Consider the following 23078-nt stretch of genomic DNA (forward strand, 5'->3'; position numbering starts at 1 on the left):
TTTTCCGCCTTTTTTCCCGCCGTCGTGCAAAAACACATTCCAATAGGCGTGGCTCAACCTCCATAATATTTACCGACATTTACCTCTCCGAAAAAGCCGTTATCTGCATCCATTAAAAATGTTTTTTCTTTACGGTGTACGGACAGAAATCGGTGGGAAGTGAGGGGTACATTAACAGTTCAAGATAGGTAAGGTATCCATTTCTGTAATGTATTAACAATGAGGAAATAGAGTAAGATAAGGTGAACTACCAGATTGCCCATAAAATATCAACGGATAAATTTGTATTTGTCGGAAATTTGTTGTATTTTTGCGACACAATTAACAATTATGCCTACACAAAGTAGCATCATAAGTAAGCAGATTAGTGGACTGGAAGCAGGAACAGTGTTCTTCTCGTCCGACTTGTCGGACACAGGTGTAAAGTCATCACTGATACAAAAGGTATTGGAACGTGAAACTAATGCCGGGAGAATTATGCGCCTTGGGCAGGGCATCTATTATATGCCCAAGGTTGATGATGTGTATGGTCTGGGCATTATCTACCCCTCATTGGAAGAGATAGCAAGGAGGCTGGCGGAAAGGGATAAGGTTCGCATTGAGCCTACGGGGGCTAATGCAGCCAATCTGTTAGGATTATCCACACAAGTGCCGATGAACCTATGTTTTCTAACGGACGGTAGCTCAAAGGAGATAAAGATGAGCAATGGTCGCACCTTGAAGTTTATCCACGCTCCGCTGAAAAACTTCACGTTCACGAACCGCACCCTGATGCTCATCACCTTTGCTTTGAAGGAAATAGGCAAGGACAACATTCTGTCCGAACAGACAGACCGCATCAGAAAGCTGCTGGCAAATATTCCATTGGAGCAAACCAAGGTGGACTTGAAGCTCATGCCGGCATGGATTCGGAACTACATATTGACATTCTATGACTAAGTACTTTGATTTGGACGACAATGGCAAGCGGCTCTTCATTGAGCAGACAGCCATTCATGTGGGCTTGCCCAAAACCGTTGTCGAGAAAGACCTTTGGGTTACGCTGATGCTGCAAGTGGTGTTCCAGCTGCCGTTTGCAGACAAGTTGGTGTTCAAGGGTGGCTCATCGCTAAGCAAGGTGTGGGGCTTGATAAACCGAATGTCGGAAGACATAGACCTCGCGTACGGCGACAACTTTGGCACATTTAATGGTGATAGCCCTACCATCAAACAAATCAAGAAGTTGCGCAAGGCTTCCTCGGTTTTTGTCCGCACGGAATTCTGCGATTCTTTGCGTGAAGCAATCGTGCGGCTGGGCTTGGATGCTTGGTGTAACGTAGAGCCACAAGAAGATGGCGAAGGCGACAACACTTATCCCGAGCCTCGTCAGGTATATGTAACCTATAAGAGCTTGTTTCCCGAAGAGTATGGTCAAATCACCTCTGAGTACATCAAACCAACGGTTATATTGGAGGTGAGCGCACGATCACTCATGGAGCCACACGCAGATGCAACAGTAAACAGTATGTTGTCAGAGGCTTATCCGCAAGTAGATACTCAAATTTTGCAGTCCAATATCCGTACCGCCCTCCCGGCAAAAACATTCTTGGAGAAAGCCTTCTTGTTGCACGAACTCTTCTCCACCGACAGATGTGCCAATGCTAATCGTAAGTCAAGGCATTTGTATGACTTAGAGCGCATGATGGATGAGCCTTTTGCACGTGAGGCCGTGACCGATGATGCCCTGTGGCAAAGCATAAGTCACCACAGAAAGCATTATACTTCGATGAAGGGTATAGATTATGACACCGACATCAGAAAGGTCATTACTTTGTTGCCACCCGAAGAATATCTGTCAGCATGGGAGCTGGACTACAACATCATGAGGGAAAAGATGATTTTGGCAGGAAATGCCATCCCCTTTAATCAGATGTTGGAGCGAATGACAGAGTTGCAAGCTCGCTTCCGCAGATAGTCACCCCAAGTCGAAAACTGTCATTTATGACGGTTTTCTGCACGAAATCGGGAAAATGGGGAGAAGTCCGCAGGTTTCTCTCCATTTTCTTGATTGTATTTCAATAAGTTAGCTTTCAAGTAGCATAATCGGGTTATAGACATCGTGTTCGACGACATTGCCGGAAAGCTGTGCGGCCGCTTCGGTTTGTATTCCACCAAGCTGCAGGAACCGGGTCGTCCCGTCTATTTCGAGCTCACGCGCCGCGCATCCCGCCCCGCCGGCGGCTGACGGCACTGCATGGCGGCCCCCGGCTCCTCCCTCGCATGCCGCATGGCATGGGGCGGGCCGGGGGCGTTTGGCGGTGGCTGCCGGCGGTTGCGGCCGGGCGTCACCTGAGATACTTGCCGTAGAACTCGGCAATCTTGTCGAATGGAATCTTCTCCATGTTGTCGTAGAGGTCGGTGTGGTTGGCCCCGGGGATGATGAGCAGTTCCTTGTTGTCGCCCTTCAGTTTCTTGCGCGTGTCTTCGCTGAAGTAGCGCGAGTGGGCGTTCTCGCCGTGAATGAGCAGCACCGCGCTGCGTATCTCGCCCGCATATCCCAATAGCGGCATGTTGAGGAACGAAAGGCTCGACGTCTTGTTCCATCCGCCGTTAGAGTTGAGCGAGCGCGGGTGGTAGCCGCGCTTTGTCTTGTAGTAGGCGTGGTAGTCTTTCACAAACTGCGGCACGTCGGCCGGCAGCGTGTCGGCCACCCCTCCTGCCAGGGCGTACACCCCGTTCCTGTAGTCTTCGGTTCGCTGTTCGTTGAGCTGCTGGCGCAGTTCGTGGCGCGCGTCGGCGCTGTCGGCAGCGTCAAAGTATCCGTTGGCCGTCACCCTGCTCATGTCGTACATCGTGGCCGCCACGGTGGCCTTGATGCGCGTGTCCACGGCAGCGGCGTTCACGGCCATGCCACCCCATCCGCATATTCCCAGTATGCCTATCCGCCCCGGGTCAACGTCGTCGCGCGACGACAGGTAGTCTACCGCGGCGCAGAAGTCTTCGGTGTTGATGTCGGGCGATGCCACATAGCGCGGCTGCCCACCGCTCTCGCCGGTGAACGAAGGGTCGAAGGCTATGGTCAGGAATCCACGCTCGGCCAGGGTCTGCGCGTAGAGGCCCGAAGCCTGTTCCTTCACAGCCCCGAACGGGCCGCTGACAGCCACGGCAGGCAGTTTGCCCGTGGCGTTTTTAGGGGCGTAGAGGTCGGCCGCCAGGGTTATTCCGTAACGGTTGTGGAACGTTATCTTGGTGTGTTCCACCTTGTCGCTTTGCGTGAAGACCTTGTCCCACGCCTCAGTCAAGTTCAGTTTCTCTTCCATAAATCTATTTGCGTTAGGATTGTTTTGTTGGGCGCAGGCCGCCGTGCTGCATGCCATGGCGAGCACGGCGGCGGCCAGTAAGTTTGTTTTCCTGTTCATAAGTAGCTGTTAAAAATTAACCGATACAATATACCTTGCAGGTGTCCTCTATATTTTTGCCACCATCTTGTGTGCTCTTTCGGGCCGCATGCCAAAGTCTCGTCGGTCGCGTAGCCCGCCAAGCCCTCTCTTCGGACTTTGGCATGCGGCCCGAAATAGCGCACAATTTGATGGCAATTAATTTTGAACACCTACTTATTATAGTTAGTTTTGTGTTGTCCGGGTGTCGGTTTACCTTATGAAGTTGGTCATTACTCTCGGTTCCGGCGTCGGTGCCGGGTGCCTGCCGTCCTCCATGTTCTTCAGCATCCACGCCATGTTCCTGCCCAGCGTGCGCATTGTTTGCAGCCCCTCGGCGTCTTGGCTGGCTTCGCCCGGAGTGCGCCCGTGCACGATGTTCCAGTATTGCGAGCTCACCACAGGCATGTTTGTTATGGTGAAATACTTGTTGAGGCGGTCTAAGGTTGCGCTGCCACCGCTCCTGCGGCACACGGCCACGGCTGCCGCTGGCTTGTATTGCATAAGGTCGGAGGCCGAGTAGAACAGCCTGTCGAGCAGGGCGCACAACGACCCGTTGGGCCCGGCATAGTAGACCGGCGAGCCTATTACGATGGCGTCGGCCGTCTGCAGTGCCGTCCTCACCTTGTCGTACAGCGTGTCGTTGAATACACACCGCCCCAGTTCGGCGCATTTGCCGCAGGCTATGCATCCCTGTACGGCCTTGGCCCCGATGGATATTATTTCGCTGTCAATGCCGTTTTTCTCTAATTCTCCCGCCACCTCGCGCAGCGCAACATACGTGTTGCCTTTGGCGTGTGGGCTTCCGTTTATCATCAGTACTTTCATTTCTGCTGGTTGTTTGTTGTCTGTCATTCAAGTTGTCTGGCTTGCGGCCAGCCTGCGCAGCCCCGTGGCTGCCGGTCGTTGATGGCCTGTTGCCGTTTATCGCCTGCAAAGTTACGCAAAAAGCCCCACGGCGTCGTTGCTGTGGGGCTCAAAGTTCTTTATTCTGAAGTCCATCTTACATTGTGGCGGTCACCGCCGTCGGCGGCACGCCATACTGCCTCTTGAACGCCGTGGAGAAGTGTGAGGGGTTTTTGAACCCAACCTTGGCGTAGACGTCGGCCACCCTGGCGCCGTTTTCGCGTATCATGTTGTATGCCACTTCGAGCCTCTTCTGTATTAGCCACTTCTCGGGCGTGAGCCCGCTCACCTTCTTGAAGTCGCGCTTGAACGTGGCCAGGCTCCTCCCTGTGTAGTGGGCCAGTTCCTCTTGCGTGAACTCATACATATAGTTAGAGTTCATGAAGTCGAGAATGTCAATCTTCCACGGCTCGTTGAAGTCGAACAGTGTTGGGGCGAAACGCTTGTCTATGTGCAGCAGTGCGAGCAGTCCCTCTTGCAGCTTCAGGTGCATGAAGTCGGCGTGGGGCTTCACTTCGGTGTCGAAGTATGGGGTGAGCGACGTGAACAGGCTTGCTATCTCGGCCGTCTTTGGCAGCTTCATCACCTGCGGCGGCAGTTTCGGCGTGTTGTCGTATGCATGGTTGTTGCCCAGTTTGGCAAACATCTCGCGCAGGAAGCCGCGCTTGAAGTTGAGGAATATTCCGCAGTATCGCTCGCCGTTGGCCGTGCGCTTGTAGAGCGTTATGTGGTGGTCGCGCGGAATGAACACGCATTCTCCCTTGTCTACGCGTATCTGCTGCTTGCCGTTGTCGACAATCATCATGCCCGAGTAGACGTAGTTGATGGCGAAGTCGTGCGACCGGTGTGTGCATCCGCTCGTATCGTCGTAGAAGAAGCTGAAGAACACGTCGTTGTAGTTGAATATCACGTGCATTGGGCCTTCAGCCTGTCCGGCGTTGTTCAGTCGTTCCATATATGTGGTGTTTATGTCTTTCTTTGTCCGTTTGGCCTTGCCGCCGTGCGCTTGTGGCATGCCGGCCCTGTTGCTGTCAGTTGCCCCCGAGCTTCCCTTCCTTGGCCAGTTCGGCCAGGGCCCTGGCCAGCGAGGGCCGTGTCACCCCGAGGCGTTGTGCCACCTCGCGCTGGTTGTGTATGGCCCCGTGGGTATCGAGGTATTTCATTATCCGTTTTTTCAGGTCGAGCAGCGCAAACTCGCTCACCTTCCTGCTCAGGAACACGCTGCGGTCGGATATGTCGGTGAGGAAGTTGCCCAGCATGACGGGCGACGAGAGCATGGCCTGCATGAAGCGGTCGCGGCCCACGAAGAAGAGCTCGCACGGCTCAGTGGCCTCGATCATCACCGGAAACCTGTTCTCGGTGGCGAAGACAAACGCCGAGGCCAGCAGCGCCGGCGCCTTTATTTCCTCGATGGTCAGCTCCTTGCCGTCGGCGTTGACCATGCCCGCGCGCACGGCCCCCGAGGCCAGTATGTAGAGCCCCTTGCAGCGGTCGCCCTGCAGGGCGATGATGTCGCCCGGGGCATAGCGCCTCAGGCTGTTTGGCGTTGCAAACAGAAAGGCTATCAGGTCGTCTTCGTCCATCCCCCTGAACGGGGCTATTTTTAGCAGTGCAGACAGTTCCATTGTGACATTTAACTATTATTTGTACCGAATGTAACCTATGGTACAGATTTATAGGATTTGCTTCCGTACCTTTGCCGCCGATAAGCAGCCGGGGCGCTCCCGTGCATTGGCCATGGCCGCCGGGGCATGCTTTGCGACAGACAAATATAATAAAAACATTTAGTTTGGCGACAACAGTAATCAAATAATTTAAATAAAAACAGAAAGAAATGGAGAATAGGATGTTTTGTTATCAGTGCCAGGAGACGGCAAAGGGAACGGGATGCATACTGAAGGGCGTGTGTGGAAAAGACGCCGCGACGGCCCGCAGCATGGACTTGCTGCTGTTTGTGGTGCGCGGCATTGCCGTGGCTGCCGACAGGTTGCGCAACAGCGGCGTTGACGTGGCCCACGATGTTGACGAGTTTGTGGTCGACGCCCTGTTCAGCACCATCACCAACGCCAACTTCGACCGCGAGAGCATAGAGCGGCGCGTGGAGAGGGCCTTGGCCGTGCGCGACGCTCTGAAAGCCAAAGCCGAGGCCATGGGGGTGGGGCTGCCCGCAGCCGACGAACTGGAGTGGGCGGGCTCACGCGACGGCTTCGACGCCAAGGCCGGCGAGGTGGGGGTGCTCAGCGAGCCCGACGAGGATGTGCGCTCGCTCAAGGAACTAATCATCTACGGACTGAAGGGCATGGCCGCCTACCTTGACCATGCCATGAGGCTGGGCCACGACGACGCCGACCTGCACCGGTTCATGCAGTCTGCGCTGGCCGATGTCACCGTGGGCGGGCTCGACGCGGCAGGGCTCACCGCCCTGGCCCTGAAGACCGGCGAGGCCGGTGTGCGCACCATGGCGCTGCTCGACGAGGCCAACACATCGGCCTACGGCCACCCCGAGGCCACCAGCGTAGACATCGGCGTGCGCAACAGGCCGGGCATACTGATCAGCGGCCACGACCTGAGCGACCTCGAGCAGCTGCTGGAGCAGTCGGCCGGCACGGGCATCGACATATATACCCACGGCGAGATGCTGCCCGCACACTATTACCCGGCGTTCAAGAAATATGAGCACTTTGCCGGAAACTACGGCAACGCATGGTGGAAGCAGCGCGAGGAGTTCGCCACGTTCAACGGCCCGATAGTGTTCACCACCAACTGCATAGTGCCGCCGCTGCCCGGAGCCGCATACAAGGAGCGCATGTTCACCGCAAACTCTACCGGATTCCCTGGATGCAGGCACATCGAGACAGGGCCCGACGGGCGCAAGGACTTCTCGGCAGTGATAGCCGCCGCAAAGAATTGCCTGCCACCCACGGAGATAGAGCGTGGCAGCATAGTGGGCGGCTTTGCCCACAACCAGGTGATGCAGCTGGCCGACAAGGTGGTCGGGGCGGTAAAGAGCGGGGCCATACGCAAGTTTGTGGTCATGGCCGGGTGCGACGGGCGCATGCGCAGCCGCGACTATTACACCGAATTTGCGTCGAGGCTGCCCAAGGATACGGTGATACTCACGGCCGGGTGCGCCAAGTACAGGTACAACAAGCTGCAGCTGGGCGACATCGCCGGCATACCCAGGGTGCTCGATGCCGGGCAGTGCAACGACAGCTACTCGCTCGCCGTCATAGCCCTGAAGCTGAAAGAGGTGTTCGGACTGGCCGACATCAACGAGCTGCCCATTGCCTACAACATCGCGTGGTATGAACAAAAGGCTGTCATCGTGCTGCTCGCACTGCTCAGTCTCGGCGTGAAGCAGATACACCTCGGGCCCACGCTGCCGGCCTTCCTGTCGCCCAACGTGGCCAAGGTGCTGGTTGACAACTTCGGCATCAGCGGCGTGGGAACCGTCGACGAAGACATGGAGAAATTCGGTTTGGCATGAAATGAAGGAGGAAAAGAAATGAAACAGACTGATTACCGTTCACAGACCGTAGGCCAGATAGTGGCCTCCGACTTCGGGGCGTCGGCGGTGTTCGCCCGCCTCGGCATCGACTTCTGCTGCCACGGCGGCGTAATGTTCGGCGAGGCATGCCGCCAAAAGGGCCTCGACCCCGCCGAGGTAGAGCGTGAGCTCTGTGCGCACAATGACAGACAGGGGGCGGGTGCATGCCCGTTTGCCGAGTGGCCTACCGACCTGCTCGTAGACTATGTGCTGAAGATTCACCACCGCAACATACGCGAGCGAGGCCCGCAGACGGCCCAATTGCTGGGGCGTGTGGTAGAAGTGCACGGCAGCCGCCACCCCGAACTGGCCGAGGTGGCCCGGCTGTTCAGCCAGTCGCTGGCCGACCTCGACAGCCATCTGTCGAAAGAGGAGCAGGTGCTCTTCCCATATATCTACGAACTGTTTGACGCCCACAGGCGCGGCACGTCCATAGCGCCGTTCGGCTGCGGCACAGTGGAACACCCAATAGCGGTCATGGAGATGGAGCACAGCGGCGAGGGAGAGCGCTTTGAGCGAATAGCCGCGCTCACCGCCGACTTTGCCGCGCCGGCCGACGCCTGTGCAAGCTATGCTCTGGCCATGCAGCAGCTGCGCCAGTTCAGAGACGCGCTGCACGAGCACATACACCTCGAGAACAACATCATCTTCCCGCGGGCCGTGGCCTTGGAGCAGGCTGTGGTCATGGGCTGACAGCATGTCTTTGTCAAAATACCATAGCAGCTGCCGGGCAGCATGGGGGCAAGCACCTTTGGGTGGGCCGCCATGGCTGCCCGGCAGTGGCATGATGGGCTGCGCAACACGCAGGCGGGCTTAAAAAATGGGGCAAGGGCTCGCGGATAGTAGCAAATGCTGTGGTATACGGTGTGTTTATGGCATACAGCTATAGTCATGTTAAAAAGTACTTAATTTTGGCGCTTAGGGATAAAATAAAATTTGTATCTTTGCAACCGTAAGACAGAAGGAAGGACAGACATACCGAACGAAATGAGGCGTTGCAGGCTGGTGGCATAAGCCTGGCTGGATAGGCAAGCATTGCAGGCAGTCTGAATGCTGATGCAAGATGTCTGTTCGTTCCGAATCCGGTTAGATGAGAATAATGAAACTAAGATACAATGGCAAATAGTAATTTGAAAGAAGCCAAGGCTGCAAAGAATGATGAGTTTTACACTCAATTCCATGATATAGAAATTGAGATGAACGCTTACCTTGAATACGACCCTGACGTGTTCAGGGGGAAGACCGTTTTATTGCCTTGCGATGACCCCGAGTGGAGCAATTTTACACGTTTTTTTGCCGCCAAGTTTGATGAGCTTGGATTGAAGAAACTCATTTCCACGAGCTATGCGCCTGATGCAAAAAAGATGAAACTCTTGTCTGCGCCCACGTTGTTTGAAACTGATGCTCCTCAATTTGATCCTTCAAAGGCTCAAACGAAAGGCAAGATATTCATTCTCGATAAAGACTTATCTGGTGACGGAAGAATAAACATTGATGATTTGCAGTGGGAATATCTTAATGGAGATGGTGATTTTAGAAGTAAGGAAGTTTCGAAATTACGTGATGAAGCAGATATTATTATCACCAATCCTCCATTTTCTCTCTTTCGAGAGTTTTTAGCTTGGATTGTTTCTGCTGATAAAAAGTTCATCATTATCGGAAATATGAATGCTGTAACATACAAAGAAACCTTCCCATTAATAAAAGGAAACAGGATGTGGATGGGATATTCTATTCATAGTGGTGATAGGGAATTTGAAGTCCCCGAGGAATATCCTCTGAATGCGGCTGGGTGGAGAATTGATGAGAATGGGCGAAAATTTATCAGAGTGAAAGGTGTGCGATGGTTTACAAATATAGACCATGGTCGCCGCCACGAACCACTCTGCCTTATGACAATGGCCGACAACCTGCGCTACTCGCGCCACAAGGAAATTAGGGGTAAAGCCGCATACGACCATTATGACAACTATGACGCTATAGAAGTTCCTTTTACAGACGCTATCCCTTCGGATTATGACGGAGTAATGGGCGTTCCCATCTCATTCCTTGACAAATATTGCCCGGAGCAATTTGAAATCTTAGGGATTACAAAGACATGGTTCGGCAGTGCCTCCAAAATTTATCCAGAACAAATCCAAGTTGACCGCTACGGAAAGAAATCTAAAGTGACTAAACTTAATGACGGAGCAGTGCTTCTTCATTATGAGATTCCTCAGAATGAAACATATTATATTGTTGACGGGAAATATTATACCCAAGTTTATGCAAGAGTACTTGTCAGACATATTAAACTATAATTTGCGTATCAGTAATCGGGCATACGTTGAAACTAAACATCCATTGCTGCAAATCGTTCCTCTACGGTTTAAATCTGCAAAGTTAGGGGCGTCGGCAATGGTGTATTCTTTAGTTTTCAATCCCCATTCGTTCCCTCTATCGGTCATCCCTAAGATTTCAACGTATGTGTTCTGATTTTACGAATGAGCACCCTTTCATAGAGCCGGATAAGTTGCCCGTCACGTTCTACATAAAATCGAGGTCCACCATTCAGCTTCCCTAACTTTGATTTAATTTTATCCATATCAGCCAATTCTAAACTTATCCCTAAAATTTCAAATTAACTTAAAACAAAAAATATGAAAACAACATTACATACAGAATGGACCGTAGCAGACATTTGCAAAGGTTTCACGTATAACGAGCTGGAAGGCAAAGGACTGTTCGGGCTTGACGGGCGGCTTACCATTCAGCCAGAGTATCAACGTCATTACATATACAATGACGGCAAGCGCGATGTGGCAGTCATCGATTCGCTGTTGAAAGGTTATCCTATAGGGCTTATTTATTTCAATTGCACCAGCGACGGGCGTTTTGAAGTTCTTGACGGTCAACAGCGCATTACCTCTTTCGGTCGGTTTGTCACCGGTAAATTTGCCATAATTTATGGAGGGCGTGAAGAATACTTCAGCGGTCTCCCCATAGAAGAGCAACAGAAGATAATGCAATCTCCGTTGCTCGTCTACGAATGCGAGGGAGAAGAAAGAGAAATCAAGGAATGGTTCAAGACAATCAATATAACAGGCATACCCCTGAATGAGCAGGAATTGCGCAATGCCATCTATTCGGGCGAGTTTGTCACGGCAGCCAAACGTGTGTTCAGCAATTCGCAAAACGCAGAAGTTCAAAAATGGAGCCATTACGTGAAAGGCGATGTGAAACGGCAGGACTATTTGGCTGAAGCCCTAAAATGGGTGTGTGCCGGCAAGGGGATGACCATAGACGCCTATATGAGCAAGCACCGCCGTGACACATCAATAGGCGAGCTTGACAATTACTTCCGCTCTGTGATAGATTGGGTTTCCACCACATTCACTATGATAGAGCGAGACATGTGCGGATTGGAGTGGGGAAGGCTTTACGAGACTTACCATAAAACGCCTTACAGCATAGACCATGTGACGCAGCGTGTGCTTGCCTTGCAAGCCGACGAGAGCATCAAATGCCAACGCAATATATATGAGTACGTATTAGGCGGCGAACAAGACAAAAGCCTGCTTCAGATACGCTTGTTTGAAGAGTCAACGAAGCGTGCGGCATACACCCGCCAGACAGAAGCGGCTAAAGAAAAGGGCGTTTCCAACTGCCCACTGTGCGCCATAGGCGACAATGCCAACAAGACACGCATATACAAGTTCAATGAAATGGATGCCGACCATGTGACTGCATGGAGCAAAGGCGGCGCTACTTCAATTGAAAATTGCGAAATGCTGTGCAAGACGCACAACCGCTCGAAAGGAAACAAATAATGTGACATGTTGCAGAATATACTTGTTTTGAGGGAGTTATAATAGTATGAATTCCTTCAAAACAAGTATATGCAGAATACATTTCAAGAAATTTCAATGCGTTGGCGTGCAGCAAAGCGTCCGATAGTAAAGCACTCTACCATGTGTGCTTATTTGCTGACGCTGCAAACCCATTTGCTTCCATATTTTGGGGCTAAGACAAGCATCACAGAAGATGATGTGCAACAGTTTGTAATTCATAAACTGTCGTGTGGCCTTGCTCGCAAAACCGTAAGGGATATGGTGGCTGTTCTGAAGTCTGTAGCCAAATACGGAAAGAAACACAAGATGTTTCCATTCGACGGTTGGGAGATTGAATATCCTACAGATATGGAAATGAACAGATTGCCGACTTTGTCAATAACGCATCAGCGCATACTGATGCGGCATCTGATTGAAACACCTACAACACAGAACATCGGTGTGCTATTGGCTGTTTGCACAGGCATGAGAATTGGCGAAGTGTGCGCACTGCAATGGAAAGATGTGGACTTCTGCCAACGTATTATCACGGTAAGGCGTACCGTAGGGCGGATTTACAATTGCGAATTGAAATCCACAGAGAAAATACACTCATCGCCCAAAACACGGACTTCATGCCGGGAGATACCCTTCTCAACGCTATTGTTCAAAAGTCTGCGAACAGTAAGGAAAGCCTCTGCCTCTCCGTTTGTGGTAGGTGCATCTGAACATTCCAAAGAACCACGTTCTTACCGTGACTATTTTTATCGGTTATTGAAGCGGCTTGGCATTCCTCAAATCGTGTTCCACGGGCTGCGCCACACCTTTGCAACCCGTTGCATAGAGAGCCAATGCGATTACAAGACGGTAAGCGCGATACTCGGTCATTCAAATGTGGCAACAACGCTCAACCTGTATGTTCATCCAAACATCCATCAAAAAAAGAAATGTATTGAGCGTATGAACAAGTTTCTTGGGATAGCAGAGCAATGAGTTGGAGTGTGCCCGCAGCCACTTCGCCACCATATCCAACTCCACCGTTACCTGCGATGTGGTGGAGAGCTATGCCGATTTGAGGAGTGTGATGACGAAGTGACAAACCGTGGGAATGCCGCCATTGGCGGGCGCAAGGCAAAAAATATGGCCGGGTGCATACGCTTCTCGGCTAATATTGCTAACTTTGCACCCGTTTTCTTAAAATCAAACGCCAATGATTATCACTATAGCCCGGCAATACGGGTGTGGCGCACTGGCCATCGGCAAGATGCTGGGCGCCGCCTACGGCATACCGTTCTACACGCGCAAGGGCCTGTTGGAGATGGCCCGCGCAGAGGGTGTGCTCGAAGAGATGGACGACTTCTTTGAGGAGCGACCCGTCGACGAACTGTTGTTTGCCATCTCGGCCCTCGGCCACAGCGAGGGCCCGGTGCACAGCAGGGCGCTCGACATACTGTCCGACATGATAGGGCAGCGCAACTGCATCATAATAGGCCGCTGCGGCAACTACATATTCCGCCGGAGGGCCGACCTCGTGTCGGTGTTCCTCAAGGGGCGCGAGGAAGAGCGTGTAAGGGCTGTGGCCGCCGAGCAGGGCATAGGCATGGCCGAGGCGCGCGAGACAGTGCGCGACATGGACGACAGCCGGGTGCGCTACCACAGGTACTACACCCACCTGCAGTGGGGCAACTCGAGCGACTACGACCTGTGCTTCGACAGCGTGAGGCTCGGGGCCGAGCGTTCCGTGGCGCTTATAAGGCAGTATATCGAAGGCATTGGCATAAAGTGAGGGCTTTGTCATGAAGTATATCACACAGTTTCTGATAATACTCGCCTTCTCGTTTGCGGGCGAGGCTCTGCACGCCATGCTGCCGCTGCCCATACCGGCCAGCATCTACGGCATCGTGATGCTGTTTGTGGCTTTGCAGATGAAATGGGTCAAGGTGAAGGATGTGCGCGAGGTGAGCACGTTTCTCATAGCTGTCATGCCGGTGATGTTTATCCCGGCGGCCGTCGGGCTGGTTGACTCGTGGGCCGACATTGCCGGCCATCTGGTGGCCTATGTGGCCGTGACCGTGCTTACCACGTTTGTGGTAATGGGCGTGGCCGGGTTGGTTACGCAGCGGATGATACGCCGCGGAAAGGAGGGTCGCTGATGGAACGCCTGTTCTGCGATTCGGTCTACTTCGGCGTATGCATCAGCCTGGTGTCTTATGCCGTTGGCGTGGCCCTGCGCCGCAAGACGGGCTGGGGCTTCATGAACCCGCTGCTCGTGTCGATAGTGCTCGTGATAGCCGCCCTGCTTGTGCTCGGTGTCGACTACGGGTCTTACAGCCGCGGGGCGGCATGGCTGAGCTACCTGCTCACCCCGGCCACGGTGTGCCTTGCCGTGCCGCTATACCAGCAGGTGGAGCTGCTCAAGAAAAACTACCGTGCCATAGTGTGCGGCATCGCGGCCGGGGCCCTTGCAAGCCTCGTCACGGTGTTGCTGCTTGCCCTTGCGTTTGGCTTCGGCCACGAGGCATACGTCACATTCCTGCCAAAGTCCATAACCACGGCCATAGGCATGGGCGTGTCTGAAGAGCTGGGCGGCATAGTGTCGGTCACCGTGGTGTCGATCATTGTCACCGGCGTGCTCGGCAACATCTTCGCCGAGAAGTTCCTAAAGCTGCTGAGGATAGAGGAGCCCATAGCCAAGGGCATAGCCATAGGCAGCAGTTCACACGCCATAGGCACGGCCAAGGCCATGGAGATGGGTGTGGTCGAGGGAGCCACGAGCGGCCTGTCGATAGTGGTGAGCGGCATACTCACGGTGATAGGCGCCTCGGTGTTTGCCCTGTTCCTGTGATGCCGGCCGTGGCCTGGCTGACCGTGGCTGCCGCCGTGGGCTCACATCGAGCAGAAGAGCGTGACGAGGAACGGTACGCTGAAGTCGGTGGCCATGCCGCAGTATATAGACACGGGCACGAGCCTCGGGCCGCATGTGCGGCTTATCACGGGCAGCGTGGTGTCCATGGCCGTGGCCCCTGCAGCCGCTATGGGTGCCAGTGTGCCGAACAGCCTTACGAGCAGCGGTGCCCCGAGCAGTGCAATCATCTCGCGCACAATGTTCGAGAGCAGGGCTATGGTGCCCAGTTCCGTGCCCCGGTAGCCGGTGATGAGCACGCTCGATATGGAGTAGTAGCCCATGCCGCTGCCCACGGCGAGCCATTCGGCCGGACTGTGGCCTCCGGCGAGCATGGCCACGGCCAGGCTTCCGGCCAGGCTGCCCAGTATTGACACGGCCGGCAGCAGTGCCAGTCCGGGGCTTAGGCTGCGGAACCGGGCCAGCATGGTGGTGTCGTTGCCTATGCCGTAGCCCACGAAGAATATCAGTGTGCAGAGCACCTCGAGGCTTATGGCGTCGAGGTCTGCCGTGGCGGGCACGGCGTGAAGCCGGCCCAGCACTATGCCTGCCACGAAGAAACCTATTATTCCGGCATTTGCCTTCATTGCCTGTCCCTCCCTGTCTTTTTCCACAGCAGCCAAGATGCCGCCGCGCTGCCTATGGTGGCAGCCGTGCCGATGGCTGCCGACCGCAGCCCTATCGACCCCAGCGAGTTGAATATGCCGTCGTTCGAGCCAATGCCCAGGCCCAGCATGAAGAGCAGCGCCCAGATGAGCGCCGTCACCACATGCTGCTGCCACCGTGACTTGTGGCGCCTCAGCGCGAAGCCCGCGGCCATGCCGGCGAGCATTGATGATATGACTGTGAACATTGTTTGTCTTAGTGTGGTTAATGCCCTTTGTATATGAATCCGTCTTCCTGGTATATGTGTTCTTCTTCGATGAGCCGCCTCAGTGTGGCGTCAACAGTCTCGGGTGGCTGCTTTATGCCCAGCAGTTCGGTGATGTGGTGGCGCATGCCGTCGCCCAGCAGCCTTTCTATGGCGGCCCTCACCTCTTCGGCCCCGGCTGTGTCGGCAGGGTTGCCTTTGCTTTCGAGGCACACGTCGCAGTGGCCGCAGGGCTGTGCCGTGTCTTCGCCAAAGTAGCCCAGCAGTTGCTGGCTCCGGCATTTGTCGTCGTTGTTGGCGTAGCGCATCATTGCACCGATGCGCTCGGCAAACTGCCTTCGCCTTTCTTCGTAGGCATCTTTGGGGAATACGAGCCTTGCGGGGTCTTCGCGCCTTCGCCTGTACCTGACGACAGGTGTGGCCCTGCGCGGTATGAACTTCAATACCCGTTTGCGGCCGAGCGCCTTCAGCGCCTCGTGCACCTGTGGCTGCATCAGTCCGGCCCGCTGTGCCACGATGCCCTCGTCGATGAAGCGGAAGTCGCTGAACAGTCCACCGTAGCTGCGCAGCAGCGTTATTATCACCTTGTCTTCGTTGGGCGTGTTGTTGGTAAGCCTGTACAGTTCGTCGCGCGTCACGGTCATCATCACCCTCGCAGCGTTGTCCTGCTCTTCGGCGTAATCAATGTATCCGGCGCGGTCGAGAATCTTCAGCGCCGAGTTCACCCTCAGCGGGAAGTGCTTGAACGTATGGCAGAATTTCTCGATGTTAAACTCAAACGTGATGTTCTCGCCATAGCCCTCGGCCACCTGGAAGAAATACGCCAAGTGCTCATACACCTTGCGTATGTATTCTTTTTCAGGGAAATTGTCGTCGATGCGCTTTGCCAGCTTCCGGCTGTCGGCCCCGTTGTACAGCAGCACGGCATAGGCTTTCGCGCCGTCGCGGCCCGCCCGGCCAGCCTCCTGGAAGTAGGCCTCCAGGCTGTCGGGGCAGTCGGTGTGTATCACCGTGCGCACGTCGGGCTTGTCGATGCCCATGCCGAAGGCGTTGGTGGCCACCATCACGCGTGCCTTGTCGCTTACCCATGCCTTCTGCCGGGCGTCTTTGTCGGCGTTGTCGAGTCCGGCGTGGTAGTAGGTGGCGCTAATGCCTTGCCCGGCCAGGTATTCGGCCACCTCCTTGGCCTTGGCCCTGCTGCGCACGTAAACGATGGCCGGCCCGTCGACGCGCTGCAGTATGTGCAGGGCCTCGGCTTCCTTGTCGGCAGAGTGCCTCACCACGTAGGCCAGGTTTTTGCGCTCGAAGCTCATCCTGAACACGTTGTGGCTGCCGAAGCCCAGCTTGTCTTGTATGTCGTCGACCACTGCCGGTGTGGCCGTGGCCGTGAGCGCCAGCACCGGCACCCCGGGCAGCATGGCCCTGATGTCGGCTATGCGCAGGTATGACGGCCTGAAGTCGTAGCCCCACTGGCTGATGCAGTGGGCCTCGTCGACGGTCACGAAGCACACCTTGATGTGCCGCAGCTTGGTGCAGAACAGTTCAGACGACAGCCGCTCGGGCGACACATACAAAATCTTAATCGCCCCGAAGACACAGTTCTCGAGCGTGGCCAGAATCTCGTCGTGGGTAAGTCCGGTGTGTATGGCCGCTGCCGCTATGTTGCGCCGCCTGAGGTTCATCACCTGGTCTTTCATGAGGGCAATGAGCGGTGTGATTACTATGCACACCCCCGTCATGGCCAGCGCCGGCACCTGGAACGTTATCGACTTGCCCCCGCCTGTGGGCATGAGTCCCAGCGTGTCGCGCCCGCTGCTTATGCTTTCTATTATCTCGCGCTGTATTCCACGGAAGCCGGCGTAGCCCCAGTATTTCTGAAGTATGTTGTCAAACTTGTCTTGCATGGCCCGTAGTTGTGGCTTGGCGTTGTCACTGCAGGGCTTCCTGGCTGTCGTCCGACGGCTTGATGTCTTCTATCTGCAGTTGCGCCTCGCCCCGCTTGTAAACATTTTCCTCTATGGTGTATACTATGTCGAAGCTGCGCTTGCTCTTGATGTACCTTGCTGCGGCGCTCTGGCCGAAGGCTATGCCGTTCATCACGTTGCTCGACTTGCTGTCTACAAGCTCGAGCTTGATGTGCTCCTGGTTGCGGCCCACCACCTTGCTTGTGCCATAGTCGTAGACGTTGCGGGTGCAGAACAGCGGCTTGGGGTTGTATGGCCCGTGCGGAGCGAACTTCTTTAGGTCGGCGTGCATCTTCTTGGTGATGTCCTTGAAGTCTATCATCTCTTCGATGTCGAGTATGGCCTGCGTCTGCTCCGGCTGTATGTGGTCGTCGACATACTGCTGGAAGCGCCGCCTGAACTCAGGTATGTTCGACGTCTTCATCGACAGTCCGGCGGCGTAGGTGTGGCCCCCGAAGTTTTCGAGCAGGTCGCGGCAGCTCTTTATGGCCTCGTATATGTCGAACCCGGCCACGCTCCTGGCCGAGCCCGTGGCCATGCCGTTGCTCAGCGTCATCACCACCGTGGGCCTGAAGTACAGCTCGGTGAGCCTCGATGCCACTATGCCCACCACGCCTTTCTTCCAGTTTTCGCCGTAGAGCACTATCGACGACAGGTGCTGCTGGTTTTCGAGCTTGGCAACGATGAGGTTGGCCTCTTCGGTCATCTGCTTGTCTACGTCCTTGCGCTGCTCGTTGTATTCGTTGATGAGCCCGGCCTCCTTCATTGCCCTGTTCAGGTCTTTCTCCACGAGCAGCTCCACGGCCTCGCGCCCGTTCTGCATCCTGCCCGAGGCGTTGATGCGCGGCCCTATCTTGAACACTATGTCGCTCATGGTCAGTTCGCGCCCCGTCAGGGCGCACACCTCGATGATGGCCTTGAGGCCCACCGACGGGTTTTGGTTGAGCTGCTTCAGCCCGTGGTAAGCCAGTATGCGGTTTTCGCCCGTCACCGGCACTATGTCCGAGGCTATGCTCACGGCGCAGAAGTCGAGCAGGGGTATGAGCCTTGAGAAAGGTATGCCGTTGTTCTTGGCGAAGGCCTGCATGAGCTTGAACCCCACGCCGCATCCCGACAGGTGGCTGAAGGGGTAGGTGGAGTCGGGGCGCTTGGGGTTGAGTATGGCTACGGCCGGGGGCATCTCCTCGTCGGGCACGTGGTGGTCGCAGATGATGAAGTCAATGCCCAGCGTCTTGGCGTAGGCAATCTCGTCGATGGCCTTGATGCCGCAGTCGAGCACGATGATGAGCTTCACCCCTGTTGCCTTGGCGTAGTCTATTCCCTTGCGGCTCACCCCGTAGCCTTCTTCGTAGCGGTCGGGTATGTAGTAGTCCATGTTTGAGTAGAACTGCTGCAGGAACTTGTAGACCAGCGCCACCGCCGTGCACCCGTCGACGTCGTAGTCGCCGTAGACCATGATGCGCTCCTTGCGCCCCATGGCGTCGTTGAGCCTGTCGACGGCCACGTCCATGTCGTTCATCAGGAACGGGTCGTTGAGTTCGTTGAGCATGGGCCGGAAGAAGCGCTTGGCAGCCGACTCGGTCCTGATGCCCCGGCGTATTAGCAAGTCGGCCAGTATGGGGCTCATGCCTATTTTCTCAGCCAGCTCCTTCGCGGCCTTTTCCTCCTCTGTTGTCTGTGGTTTGTAATTCCATTTAAAATGCATTATATATGTTTTTTCTTTTCTTCTTTGTCTGTGCGTTTGGCCTGTCATTGGCCGAATCGGCTTGTAAAGTTACAAAGAAAAAACTATATATGTGTGTATTTTCCAAAGTTTTTGCTTTTTTTGCCCAAAATGCGGTGGGGCCGTGCTGCCTCATTGACGCAGCGCGTGCGGGCATGGGGACATGTCCCCTTGTGCCCGCACGCCGTTGTGTGTGCCGGTTGCGCCTGTGCTCCGGGCCGGCTTTCGGTCAGCCTTTCCAGAGCCCGTGCAGGTTGCAGTATTCGCGTGCGCTGACGGCCTTGGCGTCGGTCTTGAATTCTGCCACCGGCTTGTCGCCCGGCTTGAGGTATTTCCTCATGGTCTCGGTCTCGGTGCAGAGCTCAATCCACTCTATGTAGTGTGCGTCGAGCATGGGGTGCTCGGTGCTGCCCACGGTCACCCTGTATCCGTCGGCTGTCTTCTCTATCACTGGCACGTGCTTCTCAACGGCTGCGTCGGTGGTGTTCTCGGCTATGAGGTCCATCGGCTGGCCGCAGCACGACAGTGTGCCGCCTGCCGGGTGAAGTACTTCTACGATGTTGCCGCATACGGCGCATTTATAAATTTGTCCTTGCTTTGTCATTGTTCTTGATTTTTTTGTTGTTTACATTGTTCTTGTTCTCGGTGGATGGCGGGGCGTCGCCCTGTGGCCCGTGGGCCGTGGCTGCTGTTTCCGCCAACCATCAGCAAAGATACGAAATAAAGTTCGGGAATGCTAATTTTTTGCGGATAATGTTGCGGTGTGCTTGGTTAAAAAATGATAAAGCGGCATTGTGGCCTCTTTCCGTGCCTGTCGTTGCGGGCTGGGGGAGCATGGGGGAGTGCTTGAAGGTGTGTTGAAAGTTTTTGTTAAAAAATGTCGCCAACGTTTGCTTGTTTGCCAAAATATGTGTAACTTTGCGGCCGGTTTGGTTCCGTAGCTCAGTTGGATTAGAGCAACGCCCTTCTAAGGCGTGGGTCCAGGGTTCGAATCCCTGCGGAATCACACTTTGCAACAAGCTGCATGTCAATGATATGCAGCTTGTTTTCTATTTAGGAGTTAAGGAGTTATTTAGGAGTTAAGGAGCTATTTAGGAGTTAAGGAGTTAGGTAGTGAAGGAGTTAAGACAATAGTTTTTGTGTATTATGGGGGTAGAGGGAGGTAGATGGAGGTAGACGGAGTTACAAGGAGGTAGAGGACAATAGCATTGACTGTCTCTTCCTGTAACACTTTCCACATGCCCCTGGGTTCTCGTGCTCACAAAACTATTGTCTTAACTCCTTCACTACCTAACTCCTTAACTCCTGAAAACAATTCCTTTGAAAACAATTCCTTGAATATTGCCATTGTCTTCTAACTCCTTAACTCCCTGTACGCTCCCCCTATGTTTGTCGGGTGGACCGGGTTATAGGAGTTAGAGGGCAATAGTGCCGCCGGGTAGGGAGTAAGAATTAGGGAGTAAGAATTAGGGAGTAAGAATTAGGGAGTAAGAATTAGGGAGTAAGAATTAGGGAGTAAAAATTAGGGAGTAAGAATTAGGAAGTAAGAATTAAGAGTTAAAGTTAAGAGTTAGGAATTAAGTAGCAAGACTATTGTCTTAACTCCTTAACTTCCTAACTCCTTAACTCCTAACAAGTCTCCTTGACTCCTAACAAGTCTCCTAAACTCTTAATCCTTGACTTTTATCAGGTCGACCGAGCGCTTCAGGAATGCGTCGAGGGCGGCTCCCTTTAGCATGCCGTTCTGCAGCAGTGCCAGGTCGATGAGTTGGTGCACTATGCTGTTGCCCTTGGCATAGTCGGCCAGCACGGCCTTCTTCTTGTCGCGCTGCTCGCCCACGGCCTTCTCGGTGTTGGCCAGGTCGTCTTTCTCTTCCTGCGTTATCTCCTCGGGCTTCTTCTTGCCCTGGCTCTGGTGTATGGCGGCGAGCCTGGCCTGCTGTCCTTTCAGTTCACTGACGATGGGCTTCAGCGCCTCGGCGGTGGCGTTGTCGCAGTCGGCCAGCACCTTCTTGATGAGCGGGTGGTCGCTGTTGAGCACCATGCTGTAGCTGTCGGGCATCTGTGCATAGAATCCCATGCCCGACTGGAAGCGGCTGATGTCCTTCATTCGCCGCATGTATTCGCTTTGGGTTATTACCACGGGCTGTGCCTGCTCACCCATGGCCTGCACCTCGACATAGATCTCGGCCTTGTCGAGCTTTGGCAGTTGGCTGCTGAACACAGATGACAGATTGTCAGCCTCGTCGGCCTCCAGCTCTGTCTTCTTGGCGTCGTCCTTGGCGATGAGCCTGTCGGTCACGTCGCCGTCCACCCTGGTGAAGCGGCTCTTCTCAAACTTCTGCTCGAGCATCGATATTGCCGGCACGTCGAGCTGCCCGTCGAGCAGCAGCACGCTGTAGCCCTTGGCGCGGGCAGCCTCGATGTAGCTGTACTGCTCTTCCTTGTTGGTGGCGTAGAGGTAGATGAGCTGTCCGTCCTTGTCGGTCTGGTTGTCTTTGATTAGCGTGCGGTATTCGTCGAAGGTGAAATGCTTGCCCTCGGTGTCCTTGAACAGGGCGAAGTCTTTGGCCCTGTCGTAGAAGCTCTCCTCGCTCAGCATGCCGTAGTTGATGAAGAGCTTCAGGTCGTCCCATTTCTCCTCGTAAGCCTTGCGGTCTTCCTTGAATATCCCCTGCAGCCTGTCGGCCACCTTCTTGGTGATGTAGGTGGATATCTTCTTCACGTCGCGGTCGCTCTGCAGGTACGAGCGGCTCACGTTGAGCGGTATGTCGGGCGAGTCGATCACTCCGTGCAGCAGGGTGAGGAACTCGGGCACGATGCCCTCTACCTGGTCGGTGACGAACACCTGGTTGCAGTACAGCTGTATCTTGTTGCGCTGCAGGTCGATGTTCGACTTTATCCTCGGGAAGTAGAGTATGCCGGTGAGGTTGAATGGATAGTCGACGTTGAGGTGAATCCAGAACAGGGGCTCGTCCTGCATGGGGTAGAGCGTGCGGTAGAACTGCTTGTAGTCGTCGTCCTTGAGCGTGCTGGGGGCCTTGGTCCACAGCGGCTCCACGCTGTTTATGATGTTGTCTTCGTCGGTGTCCACCTGCTTGCCGTCTTTCCATTCGGTCTTCTTGCCGAAGGCTATTGGCACGGGCATGAACTTGCAGTACTTGTCGAGCAGGCCCTGCAGCTTGTGCTTGTCGAGAAACTCCTTGCTGTCGTCGTCTATGTGCAGCACGATGTCGCTGCCGCGGCCGTCGCGCTCGGCGTCGTCAATCTCGTATGCGGGGCTGCCGTCGCAGCTCCACTTCACGGCCTTGGCCCCCTCGCGGTAGCTGCGGGTGATTATCTCGACCTTCTTGCTCACCATGAACGACGAGTAGAAGCCCAGTCCGAAGTGGCCTATTATGTTGTTGGCGTTGTCCTTGTATTTCTCGAGGAAGTCGTTGACGCCCGAGAAGGCTATCTGGTTGATATACTTGTCAATCTCTTCCTCGGTCATGCCGATGCCCCTGTCGCTGATGGTTATGGTGCCGGCCTTCTCGTCTACCGATATGCGCACGGTCAGGTCGCCCAGCTCGCCCTTGAAGTCGCCGTTTTCGGCCAGTGTCTTCATCTTCTGCGTGGCGTCTACGGCGTTTGAAACCATTTCGCGCAAGAATATCTCATGGTCTGAGTAGAGGAACTTTTTGATGACGGGGAATATGTTCTCTGTGGTAACCCCGATGTTGCCTTTTTGCATGATATGTCTTAGTTGTTATGTTTATTGGTCATTGTGCCTTGGTGTGCCGCCTGCCCTTGCCGGGCAGCAGCAACCGATGGTTTGTTTGCAAATAGCGTGCCAAACTGCTTGGCGGGGCCCTGTCGCGGTAGTTGCCTGCCTTGCGGCTGGTTGTGGTGGCTGTGGCTGTGGCCGGTGGCTCGGGCGTTGGTGACAAGTGGTGACACC

The 23078-nt window shown here is 54.6% G+C and carries 21 protein-coding genes and 1 tRNA gene; 12 read left to right on the forward strand and 10 right to left on the reverse strand.

Annotation, left to right across the window (positions count from 1 at the left end; genetic code table 11):
• Positions 1–330 precede the first annotated feature (330 nt).
• From M3089_RS00650 to M3089_RS15785, 3 genes are all read left to right on the forward strand, one after another.
• The gene (locus tag M3089_RS00650; RefSeq protein WP_249081215.1) at positions 331–939 is read left to right on the forward strand and encodes a DUF6088 family protein; all 609 of its coding nucleotides are present in this window, start codon (positions 331–333) and stop codon (positions 937–939) included.
• A complete protein-coding gene (locus M3089_RS00655) occupies positions 932–1954 on the forward strand; it encodes a nucleotidyl transferase AbiEii/AbiGii toxin family protein (RefSeq protein WP_249081216.1) in 1023 nt (340 codons plus the stop codon). The genes M3089_RS00650 and M3089_RS00655 overlap by 8 nt, the downstream gene beginning before the upstream one ends.
• 144 nt (positions 1955–2098) lie before the next feature.
• Positions 2099–2224 (forward strand): hypothetical protein, encoded by a 126-nt coding sequence (locus M3089_RS15785; RefSeq protein WP_262922127.1) that lies wholly within the window; start codon positions 2099–2101, stop codon positions 2222–2224.
• 100 nt (positions 2225–2324) lie between these two features.
• Here the strand turns inward: M3089_RS15785 and M3089_RS00660 are convergent, their stop codons facing one another.
• The 4 genes from M3089_RS00660 to M3089_RS00675 form a co-directional block, all read right to left on the reverse strand.
• Positions 2325–3356, reverse strand: a complete 1032-nt coding sequence (locus M3089_RS00660) for an alpha/beta hydrolase (protein ID WP_249081351.1) — start codon at positions 3354–3356, stop codon at positions 2325–2327.
• A gap of 273 nt (positions 3357–3629) precedes the next feature.
• Positions 3630–4244, reverse strand: coding sequence for a flavodoxin family protein (locus M3089_RS00665; protein WP_249081217.1), 615 nt, complete (start codon positions 4242–4244; stop codon positions 3630–3632).
• A 175-nt stretch (positions 4245–4419) separates the two neighbouring features.
• Positions 4420–5238, reverse strand: a complete 819-nt coding sequence (locus tag M3089_RS00670) for a helix-turn-helix domain-containing protein (protein ID WP_249081352.1) — start codon at positions 5236–5238, stop codon at positions 4420–4422.
• A 115-nt stretch (positions 5239–5353) separates the two neighbouring features.
• Entirely contained in the window at positions 5354–5947 is a 594-nt protein-coding gene (locus tag M3089_RS00675; protein WP_249081218.1) for a Crp/Fnr family transcriptional regulator, read from the reverse strand.
• A 209-nt stretch (positions 5948–6156) separates the two neighbouring features.
• Here M3089_RS00675 and hcp point away from each other — a divergent pair, with 209 nt between their 5' ends.
• The 8 genes from hcp to M3089_RS00715 all read left to right on the forward strand — a co-directional run bounded on the left by hcp (position 6157) and on the right by M3089_RS00715 (position 14523).
• Positions 6157–7809, forward strand: a complete 1653-nt coding sequence (hcp, locus tag M3089_RS00680) for a hydroxylamine reductase (protein WP_249081219.1) — start codon at positions 6157–6159, stop codon at positions 7807–7809.
• Between the two features lie 18 nt (positions 7810–7827).
• A complete protein-coding gene (gene ric, locus M3089_RS00685; RefSeq protein WP_249081222.1) occupies positions 7828–8562 on the forward strand; it encodes an iron-sulfur cluster repair di-iron protein in 735 nt (244 codons plus the stop codon).
• 422 nt (positions 8563–8984) lie between these two features.
• A complete protein-coding gene (locus tag M3089_RS00690; RefSeq protein ID WP_249081224.1) occupies positions 8985–10169 on the forward strand; it encodes an adenine-specific methyltransferase EcoRI family protein in 1185 nt (394 codons plus the stop codon).
• Positions 10170–10508: 339 nt separating this feature from the next.
• Positions 10509–11678 carry an HNH endonuclease family protein gene (locus M3089_RS00695; protein ID WP_249081226.1) on the forward strand — a complete coding sequence of 390 codons (1170 nt, stop codon included), beginning with the start codon at positions 10509–10511 and terminating at the stop codon, positions 11676–11678.
• A 69-nt stretch (positions 11679–11747) separates the two neighbouring features.
• Positions 11748–12671, forward strand: coding sequence for a tyrosine-type recombinase/integrase (locus tag M3089_RS00700; protein ID WP_249081227.1), 924 nt, complete (start codon positions 11748–11750; stop codon positions 12669–12671).
• Positions 12672–12888: 217 nt separating this feature from the next.
• Positions 12889–13464, forward strand: a complete 576-nt coding sequence (locus M3089_RS00705; protein WP_249081228.1) for a cytidylate kinase-like family protein — start codon at positions 12889–12891, stop codon at positions 13462–13464.
• A gap of 10 nt (positions 13465–13474) precedes the next feature.
• The gene (locus tag M3089_RS00710) at positions 13475–13831 is read left to right on the forward strand and encodes a CidA/LrgA family protein (protein ID WP_205110691.1); all 357 of its coding nucleotides are present in this window, start codon (positions 13475–13477) and stop codon (positions 13829–13831) included.
• Positions 13831–14523, forward strand: coding sequence for an LrgB family protein (locus tag M3089_RS00715; protein ID WP_205110689.1), 693 nt, complete (start codon positions 13831–13833; stop codon positions 14521–14523). The genes M3089_RS00710 and M3089_RS00715 overlap by 1 nt, the downstream gene beginning before the upstream one ends.
• A gap of 41 nt (positions 14524–14564) precedes the next feature.
• Here M3089_RS00715 and M3089_RS00720 read toward each other — a convergent pair whose 3' ends face one another.
• From M3089_RS00720 to M3089_RS00740, 5 genes are all read right to left on the reverse strand, one after another.
• Positions 14565–15167 carry a lysine exporter LysO family protein gene (locus tag M3089_RS00720; RefSeq protein WP_249081353.1) on the reverse strand — a complete coding sequence of 201 codons (603 nt, stop codon included), beginning with the start codon at positions 15165–15167 and terminating at the stop codon, positions 14565–14567.
• Positions 15164–15433, reverse strand: coding sequence for a LysO family transporter (locus tag M3089_RS00725; protein ID WP_249081229.1), 270 nt, complete (start codon positions 15431–15433; stop codon positions 15164–15166). The genes M3089_RS00720 and M3089_RS00725 overlap by 4 nt, the downstream gene beginning before the upstream one ends.
• Before the next feature lie 17 nt (positions 15434–15450).
• A complete protein-coding gene (locus M3089_RS00730) occupies positions 15451–17355 on the reverse strand; it encodes a RecQ family ATP-dependent DNA helicase (protein WP_249081230.1) in 1905 nt (634 codons plus the stop codon).
• A 25-nt stretch (positions 17356–17380) separates the two neighbouring features.
• Complete coding sequence (gene recJ / locus M3089_RS00735; RefSeq protein ID WP_205110683.1) at positions 17381–19120, reverse strand: single-stranded-DNA-specific exonuclease RecJ; 1740 nt, start codon at positions 19118–19120, stop codon at positions 17381–17383.
• Between the two features lie 247 nt (positions 19121–19367).
• Positions 19368–19742, reverse strand: coding sequence for a desulfoferrodoxin (locus M3089_RS00740; RefSeq protein ID WP_205110681.1), 375 nt, complete (start codon positions 19740–19742; stop codon positions 19368–19370).
• A gap of 327 nt (positions 19743–20069) precedes the next feature.
• On the opposite strand from M3089_RS00740, the gene M3089_RS00745 reads away from it, so the two are divergent.
• Positions 20070–20144: transfer RNA gene (locus M3089_RS00745), tRNA-Arg, on the forward strand.
• 663 nt (positions 20145–20807) lie between these two features.
• Here the strand turns inward: M3089_RS00745 and htpG are convergent.
• Entirely contained in the window at positions 20808–22871 is a 2064-nt protein-coding gene (gene htpG, locus M3089_RS00750) for a molecular chaperone HtpG (protein WP_249081231.1), read from the reverse strand.
• Between the last annotated feature and the right edge of the window lie 207 nt (positions 22872–23078).

The organism is Marseilla massiliensis, from assembly GCF_023336985.1.
Classification (GTDB): domain Bacteria; phylum Bacteroidota; class Bacteroidia; order Bacteroidales; family Bacteroidaceae; genus Prevotella; species Prevotella intestinigallinarum.